At 48.3% G+C, this 14,470-nt stretch carries 12 protein-coding genes; 8 read left to right on the forward strand and 4 right to left on the reverse strand.

Translation table 11 applies throughout. The features are described from left to right. The first annotated feature begins 111 nt into the window (after positions 1–111). Positions 112–303, forward strand: coding sequence for a hypothetical protein (locus SD10_RS25485; protein WP_148562511.1), 192 nt, complete (start codon positions 112–114; stop codon positions 301–303). Between the two features lie 142 nt (positions 304–445). Continuing rightward, the gene (locus SD10_RS25490; protein ID WP_227699069.1) at positions 446–1,279 is read left to right on the forward strand and encodes a hypothetical protein; all 834 of its coding nucleotides are present in this window, start codon (positions 446–448) and stop codon (positions 1,277–1,279) included. Positions 1,280–1,370: 91 nt separating this feature from the next. On the opposite strand, the gene SD10_RS25495 is transcribed toward SD10_RS25490, so the two are convergent. Continuing rightward, a complete protein-coding gene (locus SD10_RS25495) occupies positions 1,371–2,711 on the reverse strand; it encodes an NAD(P)/FAD-dependent oxidoreductase (protein WP_046577897.1) in 1,341 nt (446 codons plus the stop codon). A gap of 219 nt (positions 2,712–2,930) precedes the next feature. Between SD10_RS25495 and SD10_RS25500 the strand changes: the two genes are divergently transcribed. Together SD10_RS25500 and SD10_RS25505 are read left to right on the forward strand one after the other, a co-directional pair. Continuing rightward, positions 2,931–5,348, forward strand: a complete 2,418-nt coding sequence (locus SD10_RS25500) for a TonB-dependent receptor (protein ID WP_082111689.1) — start codon at positions 2,931–2,933, stop codon at positions 5,346–5,348. Beyond that, positions 5,348–6,304, forward strand: a complete 957-nt coding sequence (locus SD10_RS25505) for a DUF4249 domain-containing protein (RefSeq protein ID WP_052731295.1) — start codon at positions 5,348–5,350, stop codon at positions 6,302–6,304. Before SD10_RS25500 ends, SD10_RS25505 begins: the two co-directional genes overlap by 1 nt. A gap of 66 nt (positions 6,305–6,370) precedes the next feature. Here SD10_RS25505 and SD10_RS25510 read toward each other — a convergent pair whose 3' ends face one another. Further along, complete coding sequence (locus SD10_RS25510; RefSeq protein WP_046577899.1) at positions 6,371–7,474, reverse strand: chorismate mutase; 1,104 nt, start codon at positions 7,472–7,474, stop codon at positions 6,371–6,373. Between the two features lie 273 nt (positions 7,475–7,747). Between SD10_RS25510 and SD10_RS25515 the strand changes: the two genes are divergently transcribed. Together SD10_RS25515 and SD10_RS25520 are read left to right on the forward strand one after the other, a co-directional pair. Next, a complete protein-coding gene (locus SD10_RS25515; RefSeq protein WP_046577901.1) occupies positions 7,748–8,965 on the forward strand; it encodes a proline dehydrogenase family protein in 1,218 nt (405 codons plus the stop codon). Between the two features lie 62 nt (positions 8,966–9,027). After that, the gene (locus tag SD10_RS25520; RefSeq protein WP_046580160.1) at positions 9,028–9,807 is read left to right on the forward strand and encodes a lipoprotein signal peptidase; all 780 of its coding nucleotides are present in this window, start codon (positions 9,028–9,030) and stop codon (positions 9,805–9,807) included. Positions 9,808–10,263: 456 nt separating this feature from the next. Here the strand turns inward: SD10_RS25520 and SD10_RS25525 are convergent, their stop codons facing one another. Beyond that, positions 10,264–11,148: an OmpA family protein gene (locus SD10_RS25525; RefSeq protein ID WP_046577905.1), complete on the reverse strand. Its 885-nt coding sequence runs from the start codon at positions 11,146–11,148 to the stop codon at positions 10,264–10,266. 255 nt (positions 11,149–11,403) lie between these two features. On the opposite strand from SD10_RS25525, the gene SD10_RS25530 reads away from it, so the two are divergent. Further along, complete coding sequence (locus SD10_RS25530) at positions 11,404–12,525, forward strand: lactonase family protein (protein WP_046577907.1); 1,122 nt, start codon at positions 11,404–11,406, stop codon at positions 12,523–12,525. A 75-nt stretch (positions 12,526–12,600) separates the two neighbouring features. Then, on the forward strand, positions 12,601–13,197 hold the full coding sequence (locus SD10_RS25535) for a 3-keto-disaccharide hydrolase (protein ID WP_046577908.1): 597 nt from the start codon (positions 12,601–12,603) through the stop codon (positions 13,195–13,197). A 55-nt stretch (positions 13,198–13,252) separates the two neighbouring features. Here SD10_RS25535 and SD10_RS25540 read toward each other — a convergent pair whose 3' ends face one another. Beyond that, positions 13,253–14,356 (reverse strand): SMP-30/gluconolactonase/LRE family protein, encoded by a 1,104-nt coding sequence (locus SD10_RS25540; protein ID WP_046577910.1) that lies wholly within the window; start codon positions 14,354–14,356, stop codon positions 13,253–13,255. Positions 14,357–14,470: the final 114 nt, after the last annotated feature.

Below are 14,470 nucleotides of genomic sequence, written 5' to 3' on the forward strand. Positions count from 1 at the left end.
AAACGCATACACGGATGTTGAAACTTTAATGTAAGCTTAATCGACCGATTTTAATCAACCAGGGTCTTTGTCTATCTAATAGATGAATTGAAAAAAAACAATGCTAACTTTATGAAAACGACAAAAGTGCTTGGATTCTTAGTTGCCCTAATGCTGATGATTTCGGTAACCAGTTGTGGGCCTACCTATTATACGAACCGAAATACACCCCATTATGGCCGTCGTCATTACGGTCCGCCACCACGACCCTATAACGGGAACCGTGGTTATGGGTATGGTCATTATGGCCGACCCGGCTGGTAAATGAGACCAAAAATCAGGAGAGCGCTTACTTAAAAGTAGTAAGCGCTTTTTTTTGATTACTTATTCCTGGAACTCCTGGGCTTGTTTTACAATTCTCTCTCTGAGGATACATACCTCAATACCACCATTCACTACATACAGTATGAAACAGACACGTTTACTTGTGCCTTGGGTTTTCTATTGCTTGCTAAAATCCGTTTGTACGTTTGCGCAACAGCCACTACCCAACAACACGTTGAAGCTCGGCAAACATCCCGGCAGTCTTTATTTCACTTGGGGCTATAACCGGGACTGGTACACGAAAAGCACAATTCACTTCCGTAATACGACAACCGACAACTACGATTTTACCTTCATTAAGGCCAAGGCGCACGACCGTCCCGATTTACACGATTTCTACAAACTCAATAATCTGACGGTTCCTCAGTATGACATGAATATCGGTTATTTCTTTAACGATAAACATGATCTGGGCATCGAACTAAGCTGGGACCACCTCAAGTACATCGTTACGGATGACCAGATTATCCATGTGCAGGGCCAGATCAGGGGGCATCAGATTGACAAGGATACGCTCGTGACACCGGACTTTGTCCACCTGCAACACACGAATGGCAATAACTATCTGATGCTCAATTTGGTGAAACGACAGAAGTTGTGGCATTCAAAGTACCTTGACCTGAGCGGCATCGGCAAGGTAGGGGCCGGGCCACTCATTTCGTACACCATCTCTACCGTGTTAGGCAATAACGACGAAGGCTATTTTCACTACCATGGTGTGGTAGCGGCACTCAGTGCGGGGCTTAAGCTGGATTTATTCAAGTACTTCTTTTTGCAAACTAACCTGCAGGGTGCCTGGGTCGATTACACAAATACCAAGCTCGGTGCGGATCATCAGGGGCTGGCTACCCACCACTTCTATTCCTTACAGTACATCTACGCTTTCGGCTTTAACTATCCAATCGGTAAGTTGTAAACTAAGTCCCAAAGAGCCGCTGTTGGTTCGTGTGTCAACCACTAGTTACACACGAACCAACAGCGGCTCTTTGGGACAAGGCCCGGAACCATTAGCTTACTTCGTTTTGCGCTACAATTTCCTGACCAACTTTGTCATCTTTACGGACAAAGGGCCGTATGATAATCCGGGTGCCCCGCTCGTAAGTAAACAGCCGGTATACCCAGTTACTGAAGACAACCAGTTTACTGCGGAATCCAACTAGGTACCAGATGTGGACAAACAGCCAGGCCATCCAGGCAATGAACCCACCCAAGTGAATATTGCCGGGCAGATCGGCAACGGCCCGACTGCGGCCCACGATGGCCAGCGAACCCTTATCAAAGTATTTGAAGGGTTCGGTTGGTTCGTTTCTTATCAAACGACGCAGGTTCTTAGCTAAATGCTCACCCTGCTGAATAGCGGGCTGTGCAACACCAGGATGGCCTTTAGGATAATCGTCCAGTTTCATAAAGGCAATATCGCCAATGGCAAATACATTGGTCAATCCCTGAACCCGGTTGGTCGGATCGACCAGGATACGCCCACGTTCGGTCGATTCGGCTGGAATACCATCGATCATCGCGCCGGTTACACCAGCGCCCCAAACCAGCGTCTGGGTTCTGATTTGCTCGCCCCCTTTGAAAGTAACGGTCTCGCCGTCATAGGCCTCGACCAACGTATTCAACTTTATGATAACGCCTAAGTCTTCGAGGTATCGTTTCGCTTTCTGCCCGGCCTCATCCGACATGGGTGGCAGCACTTTCCCCAGCCCTTCCACAATGTAAATGCGCATCTGGCTAAAATCCAGACCCGGATAATCGTTGGGCAGTACGTGCTTCCGCATTTCGGCCAGCGAGCCCGCCATCTCTACACCCGTCGGGCCGGCCCCGGCGATTACAAACGTGAGCAAACTCTCCCGCTCGGCCGGATCGGTTGTGACGCTGGCCTGCTCAAAACATTGCAGGAACTGACTTCTGACATTAAGCGCTTCTGGAATCGTTTTCAGCGGAAACGAATATTTTTTGATCTGATCGTTTCCGAAAAAGTTGGATTTTGTGCCACTGGCGATCACCAGGTAGTCGTAATGCAACTCACCAATCAGGGTTGTTACTGTTTTTGCCGTAGGGTCGACCTTATTGACCCGCACCATTCGGTAGTGGAAATCTTCGAACCCATCGAACATTTTACGAAAGGGCTCGGCAATGGCGTCGGGCTCCAGACCAGCCGTAGCGACCTGATACAGCAGCGGCCAGAACCCATTGTAATTTTGCTTATCGAACAGCACCACCTGCACATCGGTGTTGCGCAGACTTTTGGCTAAATTCATTCCGCCAAATCCGCCACCAATGATGACAACGCGGGGTTTGGTTGTATCAGGTATATTGAGTGAAAGTTTATCGAATTGAAGCATACGGGTAAGGCGTTTGACACACCGATCTTTTCCGACTATAGTACCTTACAATCAGTTGTTTTGTTTTAATTGTAGCCTATAAATTGAGCAATGGATGGCCACCCTCATCGTTTCGTTATAGGATTCCTTTCTTAATCGATGTTACTTGCCCAATTCACCCAGTGAAGCTAACTATTCTTACGTTTAGCTCGTCTTTAGTTGTCACTGTCAACCGCCATTATGCCTAATTATTTACCCGGTTTTTTATTAGTCCTCCTGTCCATCAGCCTATTGAAAGCTCAAATCCCCACCAGGCGCTTCACCGTTAGCGGTTACGTCCATGAAACGGGTAGTCAGGAAGCACTGATTGGGGTGAATGTATACTTACCGGGTACCACAACCGGTACTACCACAAATACATACGGATTCTACTCGTTAACCATCCCGGCGCAGGACAGTCTGCAGTTGGCTTATTCCTTCGTGGGCTACGACATCGTGAGCCGAACCATTAGCCTGCGAACCAATCAAACGCTCAATATATCGCTGACGCCCGGACGGGCCTTGACGGAGGTGGATGTGAAAGCCGGACGCCTGACCAATAAAGTCAGTGAAAGCGCTCAGATGAGCTCCATTGATATACCAGTTAGTCAGATCAAAAAAATACCGGCTTTTCTGGGCGAGAAAGACGTTCTGAAAGTGCTTCAACTCATGCCGGGCGTACAAAAAGGCTCAGAAGGGCAAACGGGAATTTATGTTCGGGGGGGCGGCCCCGAACAGAACCTTATTATTCTGGACGATGCGGTCGTTTATAACGCTAACCATCTCTTTGGTTTCTTTTCGGTCTTTAATGGCGATGCGATCAAAAGTGTCGAACTCATAAAAGGCGGTTTTCCAGCGCGGTATGGCGGGCGGCTTTCGTCGGTTATCGACCTGAACATGAAAGAGGGAAACCGCGAAAAACTGCATGGCGAAGGCGGTATTGGCCTGATTGCCTCCCGACTTCTGCTCGAAGGACCATTGACGAAAAACAAGAAGGCCGGGCCGCGTTCGGCATCCTTTCTTATTTCGGGTCGGCGGACGTACCTGGATATACTGGCAGCCCCCCTGATTCGAGCGCAGTCGGGTGGGACGCTGACGGCAGGGTATTATTTTTATGACCTCAACGCCAAAGCAAACTACGACTTCGGGCCAAAAAACAAACTCTACTTAAGCACCTACTTTGGCCGAGACCGGTTTTACGCGAACGACACCGATGAAAGCACCGACACCGGATTGAGCTGGGGCAACGCAACGGCTACACTTCGCTGGAACCACTTATTCAATCAGAAGCTATTTTCGAATCTATCCCTGATTTTCAGTGACTATAAATTTCAGATCTCATCAGTCGAGAAGAGCACACAGGGAACGGATACGTATTCGCTTTTCTATAATTCGGGGATTCGGGATTTCTCACTGAAATACGACGTAGACTATTACCCGACGCCCCAGCACTCGGTGCGCATGGGGCTGCAAAGTACCTATCATCGCTTTACGCCCAGCGCTGTTGTCCTGCAAAACGCGGGCATTAATCAGTCAGTCAACAATGTCGATAACATCGATGTGCTGGAATCGGGTATTTATGCGGAGGATACGTGGCGTCCGTCCAACCGGTTACGCCTGAACGCGGGGTTTCGGCTAAGTTATTTTCAGCAACAAAAGGCGCAGTACATTCGGCCGGAACCGCGCTTGTCAGCGGCTCTCACCATCAGGCCGGATTTATCCATCAAGGCTTCCTATGCGTTGATGAACCAGTATGTGCACCTGCTCTCGAATACGGGCATTGGCCTCCCCACTGATTTATGGGTGCCGACGACCGATATTGTCAAGCCGCAGCAGTCGCAACAGGTAGCCATTGGCGTTGCCAAAGACTTTGTCGACAAAGGCGTAACCCTCACCGTAGAAGGTTATTATAAGGCGATGAACAACATCATCAACTACAAAGAAGGCGCCAGTTTTCTGCTGATTAATGATCCCACGTCGGCCAACAGTGTTCGTTGGGAAGACAATGTAACGGCAGGCCGGGGCTGGTCGTATGGTGCCGAAATGTTGCTCCAGAAGAAAGTGGGGCGATTCTCTGGCTGGCTAGGATATACGCTTTCCTGGACGCAATGGCAATTTGCCGAACTGAATGGTGGCAAGCCCTACTACCCGCGCTACGATCGGCGGCACGACATTTCACTGGTTGGTATTTATGAACTCAACAAGCGCATCACATTATCAGCAACCTGGGTATACGGCACCGGTAATGCCCTGACGGTGCCTATTGGCCGTTTTGGTACATACCGGGCCAGCAATACGCTGGTGTATGGCGGTGATCCTGCTCTCAACCAATTGCTTTTTCAGAATGTCCGTACGTCTGATGATTATGGCACACAGAAGAACAGTTTTCGAGCAGAACCCTATCACCGATTTGACGTTGGCATTCAGTTCCATAAACAGAAAAAGCATCATGAACGCACTTGGGAGGTTAGCGTTTACAATCTCTACAACCGCCGAAATCCATTTTTCTACCGACTTGAGTCCGTGTCAGCCACATCGACGGAAGCCGCCCGAACGGCTCTGTTTCGTTACTCGGTTTTCCCTATTGTTCCCGCCATCAGCTATAACATCAAATTCTGATGCACTCTTTTACTCAACTCTGTACTACGCTCAACACATGCGTTAACGGCCTGACTGTGGCTTTGCTTTTGAGTGGTTGCAGCAGCCTGCGAAACGAAGTCGATCCCAGCCAATTGGGACTGGCATCGCCTAAACTTGTCATTAGCGGTTATTTATCTCCTCAGGATACCACGTTAGCGATAAAAGTAATCCGCTCGAACACCGTGGTGGGCGATAGCCTTAGCCAATTACAGACGGGCAATGACATTACCGACGCTACCGTGACGCTGTCTGATGGTAACAAATCGGTCCAGTTGCAGTACACCAGTACGCGTCCTACCGATTCAACCAGGCAGTCCTATTACAGCGCAAGCGCTCAATTATTACCCATCTTGGCAGGCCGGACATACAAACTTTCCGTAGTGACCGCTAACGGTCAGCGCGCCAGCAGCACCTGCACCATACCAGCTCCGGTTAAACTGAAGTCCATCACCTTCGACTCATTAACCCAAAACCAGGGGCGCTCGCTGGTGCGCCGGTATTTTATTAAAGCCCTTTGGACAGACCCTGCCAGACAGGATAATTTTTACCAGTTGGTCGGTTATTTTCGCTACCGAAGTAAACTGGATCAGATCGGTAACTTCCCCTTAACGTATGACGATGACAATCGGGGTCTGCTCACCGACGAAGGTTTAGATGGAACAGTACTGGTTTCAGGGCGTTCCTTTCTGACATCAACCACCTTTAAAACGAATGAATCGACCAGCTTCTACGGCCAATACCAAACAGCATCTGTAACGGTAAACCTGATGAGTGTCGAGCAGACATATTACCGATTTCAGGAAGCGGTGATTCGTCAACGACGTGTGCGCAATAATCCTTTCGCTGAGCCCGTCTTAATTCCGAGCAACATCGAAGGAGGCCTGGGTTGCTTTGCTGGTTATAATAACGCAACCACTACTTTTACTTTAAAATAAAACAGCCCCGATTTCCTGATGAAATCGGGGCTGTTTGTCAAAGCCAACTTACATCAGCCTACATTTCTATACGTCCTGCGTTGCGCTGTGAATAATTTCAGTCTGTTTCCGAATTGACTCCATGTGGATGATTTTGTAGATTTCTTCCACCAATTCAGGGTACAGATTCAGCTTTTTACCCAGCTCGGTACGCGTTTTCAGAATTTCCTTCCAGCGATCGGGTTGAAACAATGTAACATTATTATCCCGCTTGTATTCAGCCAGCCGTTCAACAAGCGCCATCCGGGCACCCAGCATTTCGACAATCTGCCGATCAACGTTGTCGATGTTACGACGTGACTGTTCCATAAAGCTCTGGAACTCCAGGTTCTGCGACTCTACCTGCCGAATTTGGAGGTGATCGAGCATGTCGCCAAAAGCAGCCGGTGTCAACTGCTGAGCGGCATCACTCCAAGCTTTATCGGGGTCAATGTGCGACTCAACAATCAGACCATCGTAGTTCAGGTCCATAGCCATCTGAGCCAACTCGTTCAGATAAGCCCGTTTTCCGGCCATGTGGCTCGGATCGCCGATGAGTGGCAACTGAGGGAAGATCGACTTCAGTTCAATGGCCATCTGCCACATCGGTACGTTGCGGTACTTACTGGCTTCACCCGTGGCAAAGCCCCGGTGAATAGCCCCCAGTTTACTGATACCGGCTCCGGCGAGACGCTCGAATGCACCAACCCACAGGGCCAGATCAGGATTAACCGGGTTTTTTACCAATACAGGCACATCTACTCCGCGCAGGGCATCGGCAATTTCCTGTACGTTAAATGGATTTACCGTCGTACGGGCACCAACCCACAAAATATCAACACCATATTTCAGCGCGAGTTCGATGTGCTCGGGTGTAGCCACCTCAACCGCAAACGGCAGACCCGTTTCGGCTTTAGCGCGCTGAATCCAGGGTAAAGCGGCTTCGCCCATTCCCTCGAAACTACCCGGCCGGGTGCGGGGCTTCCATACGCCCGCACGAATGACGTGCACCGCGTTCAGTTCTTTCAACTGACGAGCGGTTTCTACTAATTGATCTTCGGTCTCTGCGCTGCAGGGCCCTGCAATGATCAGAGGTTTGCCATTGGTATCAATCCAAGATCCAAGCGGCTCTACGGTTAATTCTACTTTCATACTAAACGCTTAATCTAAGAGTAACAGGGCTACTCTATGGGGAACTTTCAATTTAATTTTATAGTATATTTGTAAGGGAATTGGCTGTTTTTCAAGCCGGTTCCTTCATTTGTCTATAACCGTTTTTAGTTTGTCGAACCAAGCCGTGCTGGCATTTTAACCGATTGACCGAAATTTCGTTATATATTTCGGTCGTGTTAGCCGACACGCACTTAAGCTATGCTAGTAGCACCGCCCAAACGGAGCACTGATATGTCAAACCGAAGTAATTTAATGCCGGAGACTGTCCAGGGCCTTACAGACTTAAAGCCGAACACACGCCCCTTATCATTTGAGGACACTTCGATTGCTTTTTCGTCCCAGTCGGATTTCAAACTCCGAAAGACCTACTGGTTATTTGCGTTGATGAATAAGGGATGGCTGGTAAATTTAGGGACTTTTTTTATAAAGATCGCCCTACGTTTACGTCTCCCCATCAAATTCCTCATTAAAAACACGATTTTCGAACAATTTTGTGGGGGAGAGAGCATTCAGGATTCTGAAAAAACCATTCAGACCCTGCACAATGTTCATGTAGGAACGATCCTTGACTATTCCGTTGAGGGTGAGGAAACTGAAAAAAGTTTTGATGAAACAACGCTCGAAATTCTTCGTACCATCGAGCGCGCCAGCGAATCCAACGACATTCCATTTTCTGTATTTAAAGTGACCGGCATTGCCTCTACTGAGCTGCTGGAAGCTATTCAGATCGGTGATTCACTGAAGAAAGACCAGAAAGCTGAATTTGACCGCGTCATGAAGCGCGTAGACACCATCTGTCAGCGAGCTCATGAACGTAATGTGCGGGTATTTATCGACGCTGAAGAGAGCTGGATACAAGATACGATCGACACATTAGCCTACGAGATGATGGATCGCTACAACCACGAGCGTCCCATCGTTTACAATACGTACCAGATGTATCGCTGGGAAAGTATGGCACACCTTCGTCGGGATACAGCCGAGGCCAAGGCTAAAGGCTACTACCTTGGCGTTAAGCTTGTGCGGGGTGCTTATCTGGAGAAAGAGCGGCTTCGGGCGCATGAAGAGGAATACCAGGACCCCATTCAGGCGACGAAAGAAGACACCGATATCGCATTCAACGAAGCCATTGACTTCTGCCTGCAGAACCTTGATATCATATCCATTTGTCTGGGCACGCACAATGAAGAAAGTTGTCAGTACTGTGTGCAGCACATGAGCCAAATGGGTATTGAGCCCACCGACAGGCATATTTACTTCGCACAATTGCTGGGTATGAGCGATAACATCTCGTACAACCTCGCTAATGCGGGATACAACGTAGCCAAATACGTGCCCTATGGACCCGTTGAAGCCGTTATGCCTTATTTATTCCGTCGGGCCGATGAGAACAAGTCAATTGCTGGTCAGAGCAGCCGGGAATTTACGTTAGTGAGTAATGAATTGAAGCGCCGTAAGGGCTGTAAGTAACCGAGTATTCATAGACAGCAAGGCGCCGGTTGGTCGATCGGTACCTTGCTGTATTTTTTAACATGATTCAGAAAAGCCCCTATAAGTTTTTCCTGCTGACGCTACTGCTGATTGCACTCGATCAGGGCGTAAAGCTGGCGGTACATTTTTACATGGCACCCGGCTTTGCGGGGCAAATTAAAGTGGCTGGTGAGTGGCTCAAGCTTCACTATGTTCTGAATCCGGGAATGGCTTTTGGGATGCAACTGGGCCATGAATACGGGAAGCTTCTGCTTAGCATTTTCCGCTTATTTGCCATGGTCGGCATTGGGTATTATCTGATTAACCTGGCGCACCGGGGCGCGCCAAATGGGTTGCTGTGGGCTATGGCCATGATTCTGGCCGGGGCCGTGGGCAATGTCATCGACAGCACGTTCTACGGTGTTTTTCTGAATAATGCGCCTTATGGCTCACCTACCCCCTGGTTTCATGGTCAGGTAATCGACATGATTTTTGTGGATGTCTGGGAGGGTTTCATTCCAGAATGGGTACCAGTCTGGGGCGGCCAATATTATTCGACGCCTATTTTCAACGTCGCTGACTCCTGCATTTTTGTAGGCGTCTGTATCATTTTATTCTTCCAGCGCCGGTTTTTTGGTGAGCCGCCCATTGAAGATAGCCTTCTACCTATTACAGGCCCCGACGCGACGGAAGCCTCCGTCTTGCCGGCTTCCGAATTAGTCGACGAAGAACAAACGCCAAAACCCGCTGATGAAGACCGGGAAACGCCAGCGGACGATAGTCAGCGGCCAACGCCGGAATCCGTTTGGCCCGAACCTGAAGAGCCCAAACGTTCTGAATAATATAGTCAGGAAAAGCGATCTCCTGAACAATGCTTAAATCGAATAGAAAAGGGCAGCCTAATTTATTTAGGTTGCCCTTCACATTTTATTCAGGCAGAGCGCCGAATTAGAATTACCAGAACGTTGACTAAGCTGAAACGTTGCTAATCAAGCGGCTATAGGTCCTAGCTTTGTCAACGCCTTGTGTTTACTTACTTAAGTCAGGTATGCAACCCACTTTGGTTGCATACCTGACGGCACGGATAAGGGGCGTTCTAAGCACGCTTCGGCAAACATCTCACCACTAACCTAACGTGCCATATCCTACCTATTACTTCTAATTCCCTCGTCACATCACGATGCTCCCGTGTCTGTGAGGACACAGGAGATAGCCGTTAAATAATTTTCAGCTTTTCAAACGTAAAAAGGTCCGTCCCTGAATTGGAACGGACCTTTTTACGTTTGAAAAGCTGAAAATTATTTGCTTCCGCCTGCCTGACCACTCGACAACAAGTTGAAGAATTGATCCAGTTTTGGCGTAATAATAATTTCTGTACGACGGTTCTGCTGGCGTCCCACCGCAGTGCTATTATCATCTTTAGGGGCGAACTCTGACCGACCACCGGCCGTCAGGCGCTCAGGCGCAACAGCAAATTTAGATTGCAGCGTCCGAACAACAGAGGTAGCGCGTAAAGCACTCAAATCCCAGTTATCCTTGATGGCGGCCGTCGAAATGGGGACAGCATCGGTGTGTCCTTCAACCAGAATGTCCAGGTCTTTGTGGTCATTTACCACTTTAGCTACCTTGCCTAACACGACTTCAGCTTTTGGCGTAATGTCGTAGCTACCTGATTTAAACAGTAGTTTATCGGAGATCGAGACGTACACAACGCCTTTTTTCACTTCAACCTGAACATCTTGATCGTTGATATCGTCCAGCGACCGCTTTAGGCTCATTACCAGGGCCAGATTCAGGGAATCTTTCCGCTGGATGGTCGAGTTCAGGTTGTTGGTGTATTTGGTTTGCTCATTGAGGGTTTCCAGCGATTTTTTAATGCTTTCGGCGCCCGACTTACTCACAATAGACAAATCTGACATCCGGTCCAGGAGGTTTGTATTTGTCTTTTTAAGATAATCTACCTGAGCTTGTAAATCGCTCACTTGTTTGTCTTTCCCCTGCAAATCGGTGTCTTTCGCCGATAGTTGTGTACGGAGGGTGGCTGTACGTTGATCGCAGTCATTCAGGGAAGCAACAGCTTTGTCGCGTGCATCCTGCAACGCTTTAATTTCGGCCATGCGCTTCTTGCTATTACAGGAGGCTAACATTGCTACGGCCGCAAAAAGAATCAATACTCGTTTCATAGTACTGGAGGAGTTAACGAAAAGTTAGGTTTAAATGATAAATGCTGAGAATGAACGGCACTAATCGTTACACAAAAGTAACGCATTCCAATCAATCGTCTTTATATCATTTTAATCTAAAACCATTCTGGCTATATAATTTCCTTATCTACTACTCAATTTTTCAAAAACTGTTTATTGTCTGCTTCTGTACCAGGAATCGAATCGGTAGTTTAGCGCACTTCTGCGCTTATTAAAACGACTCATTATTGTACCATGAACAAACTAGTAGTAGGCATTCTGGCCAGTATAAGCCTGGCAGCACAAGCCCAATCGGGTAACGAAATTATGTACGTCGGCACCTATTCACTGCGAGGCAGCGAAGGTATTTACGTATTTACGTTTGACCGCAAAACGGGTTCTATGCAGCCGGTTCAGGCTGTTTCAAATGCCAAAAGTCCTTCATTTCTCGCCATTCATCCTACGGGTAAGTACCTCTATTCCGTAAACGAAGGAGCTGACAAACTGGGTGGAGTCAGTTCGTATGCGATTGATAAAGCAACCGGCAAACTCCAGTTTATAAACGGCCAGTCTTCACTTGGTGCCGGTCCCTGTCATGTCAGTGTCGACCAGACGGGCAAAACTGCTTTTGTTTCCAACTATGGCGGTGGCAGTCTGGCCGTGTTGCCGATCAATACTGATGGTAGTCTGGCAGCACCCACCGATAGCGTTCAGGATGCCGGAACCGGACCCAATGCGCAACGCCAGGACAAAGCTCATGTGCACTCAGCAACGCTTGCGCCCGATAACCGCTTTGTGTACGTAGCTGACCTGACAACCGATAAGCTGAACATCTTCGATATAGATACCAAAACAAGTACGATAAAACCAGCTGCCACGCCATACGTAACGGTGAAACCTGGTTCCGGTCCGCGTCATTTCACCTTTCACCCAAATGGAAAGTACGCTTACCTGGTTGAAGAGCTGACCTCAACGGTAGCGGTATTCGCCAGAAATGCGAAAACTGGTGCCTTAACTCTGATGGATGATAATGTAAAAGCGCTCCCTGAAGGTTTCAGTGGCCAGAATACAAGCGCTGATATTCACGTTGACCCATCAGGCAAGTTTCTCTACCACTCCAATCGGGGCGCGAATACGCTGGCTATCTTCGCTATTGGAGCCGACGGTCGACTTACGAAAGTGGGGGACCAGCCAACGGAAGGAAAAACGCCCCGTAACTTTCTGATCGATCCAAAAGGCGATTTTGTTTTTGTGGCAAATCAGGATACGGATAACATTACGATCTTTAAACGGGACCAAAAAACCGGAAAACTGACCTTCACGGGTCAATCGGTGAAGGTTCCAGCGCCGGTGTGTGTGCTCATGGCGGGCAATTAACATTTTTGCCATAACGAATAACACACTAATTTGCCCCGTGTATTCTTTACGATTAATTCACAAACCCAATACTCAATGAAATACTGCATTGCAATTTGCCTCGTCATGGCGGCCTTTGCCTTCACGATACCCATGAAAACGATTAAGCTCTTCAACGGTAAGGACCTGACTGGCTGGAAAATTTATGGCACCGAAAAATGGTACGTCGAAAACGGTGAACTCATTTGTGAAAGCGGCCCGGACAAAAAATATGGCTACCTGGCAACCGAGAAACACTACAAAAATTTTGATCTCTCGCTGGAATTTAAACAGGAAGCGAATGGAAACAGTGGTGTGTTTTTCCGCTCTACCATCGAAGGCACCAAAGTGAGCGGCTGGCAGGTAGAAGTAGCCCCGCCTAACCACGATACAGGTGGTATCTACGAATCCTACGGCCGGAACTGGCTTGTGCAGATTCCCGACGAAAAAGAAAACATCCTGAAACCTACCGAGTGGAACAAGCTTCGCATTCGGGTAGAGGGCGATCATGTTCAAACGTTCCTGAATGGCACACAAATGGTCGATCTGACCGATGAGAAAATTGGCAAAGGCGAAGGCTCCGTGGCGCTACAAATTCATGATGGTGGCGGCATTAAAGTCCGCTGGAAGAATTTCAAACTGCAGGAATTGTAAGAGTAATATAGTGGTTCGGCATTCCGGCCCCTGGTCGAAATGCCGAACCACTATATTACTTGGTTAGATCGATGTATGACATCGTATGAACATCGTCGGCTTTGGTGTTCACAAACTTCTTTTCGGGTTTATCGTAGTCGGTGATGAATAGCCGATTTCCCTTCAGCAAAACTTCGGCCGGCTGGTCAATTCGCCCGTCTTTCCCATCGGTGTCGCCGTTCTGAACCACAGTAGCCACTTTACCGTCGGGTAAAACACGCATGATGGCGTTCATGCGTGAGTTACAGAGGTAGATGACATCCGTCTTGCGGTCAATAATTAACCCATCGACACAGGAAATTTCCTGGCTCACATTGACGACTTCTTTGGATGCCAGCTTCCCGTCGGGCTTGAGCGTTAGTTTGTAAAGTGTCCCGTCGCCAAAGGTGCCGGTAAACAGATTCCCCTTACTATCATAATCCAACCCATCGACACCGTTGTCGACGCCGGTTTCGTTGACCGTTGTGGTGAACGTTGCCAGCACGTGCGGATCCAGCGTTTTAGGTTTCAGGGTAACAATTCCCTTGTTCAGTTCATCGAGTGTAAAGTGAAAAACGGCGCTCCCTTTGTCATTATCGGGCATGTCCCACTGGCTATCGGTCACATAAATGGTGTTTCCCTTCCAGACAACAGCATTCGATAAGCCAAAGCCCGTCACAACGGGTTCAACGCCAACGGCTTTCCCATCTTTGATTCGAACCCGCATCAGTCGGGATTTGTAATTTTTATCATTTTCGTACTGGTTATCGGCATAATAAAGATGACCATCGGGCCCGAAAGCCAAATCCATGGGGCAGGCATGTTTTGTATCCGGGTGCGCAGGAAGACTCGTAAAGAGCTGCACTGAATCAGCAGCAAATTTCACCAGAACACCAGGGTAGCTGTTATCAGCCAGATTCGGAACAGATAAGTAAACGGACCCGTCAGGTGCTAGTGCCATCCCATCGGGAGTGTTGTATTTGGCAGGAAGTGTATAAAGCAATTTGGGATCCCCAACCGTTGAGACCGTTTCTTTAGCACTGTCGAGGTTACCCGTATCGACGCCTTTGGCATTTTCTTTCTTCTGGCAACCGGTTGCTAAGCTGAGACCAAGTAGAATAGCAATAATTGACTGTTTCATGATTTTATGTCGAGTATGTATATCTCGTCATAAACCCAACGTTCGCTTAAAAGTTGGAATGCTTAGTGATCAGCCCGGAACGTAAATAAACCTATACCCTCGTGTCCAGAAAAA

The sequence above is a fragment of the Spirosoma radiotolerans genome (assembly GCF_000974425.1).
Classification (GTDB): Bacteria; Bacteroidota; Bacteroidia; order Cytophagales; family Spirosomataceae; genus Spirosoma; species Spirosoma radiotolerans.

Coding starts and splice junctions, on each gene's coding strand:
- SD10_RS25500 (WP_082111689.1), top strand. CDS start 2,931: ATGCCTAATTATTTACCCGGTTTTTTATTAGTCCTCCTGTCCATCAGC.
- SD10_RS25525 (WP_046577905.1), bottom strand. CDS start 11,148: ATGAAACGAGTATTGATTCTTTTTGCGGCCGTAGCAATGTTAGCCTCC.
- SD10_RS25495 (WP_046577897.1), bottom strand. CDS start 2,711: ATGCTTCAATTCGATAAACTTTCACTCAATATACCTGATACAACCAAA.
- SD10_RS25485 (WP_148562511.1), top strand. CDS start 112: ATGAAAACGACAAAAGTGCTTGGATTCTTAGTTGCCCTAATGCTGATG.
- SD10_RS25535 (WP_046577908.1), top strand. CDS start 12,601: ATGAAATACTGCATTGCAATTTGCCTCGTCATGGCGGCCTTTGCCTTC.
- SD10_RS25490 (WP_227699069.1), top strand. CDS start 446: ATGAAACAGACACGTTTACTTGTGCCTTGGGTTTTCTATTGCTTGCTA.
- SD10_RS25515 (WP_046577901.1), top strand. CDS start 7,748: ATGCCGGAGACTGTCCAGGGCCTTACAGACTTAAAGCCGAACACACGC.
- SD10_RS25505 (WP_052731295.1), top strand. CDS start 5,348: ATGCACTCTTTTACTCAACTCTGTACTACGCTCAACACATGCGTTAAC.
- SD10_RS25510 (WP_046577899.1), bottom strand. CDS start 7,474: ATGAAAGTAGAATTAACCGTAGAGCCGCTTGGATCTTGGATTGATACC.
- SD10_RS25540 (WP_046577910.1), bottom strand. CDS start 14,356: ATGAAACAGTCAATTATTGCTATTCTACTTGGTCTCAGCTTAGCAACC.
- SD10_RS25520 (WP_046580160.1), top strand. CDS start 9,028: ATGATTCAGAAAAGCCCCTATAAGTTTTTCCTGCTGACGCTACTGCTG.
- SD10_RS25530 (WP_046577907.1), top strand. CDS start 11,404: ATGAACAAACTAGTAGTAGGCATTCTGGCCAGTATAAGCCTGGCAGCA.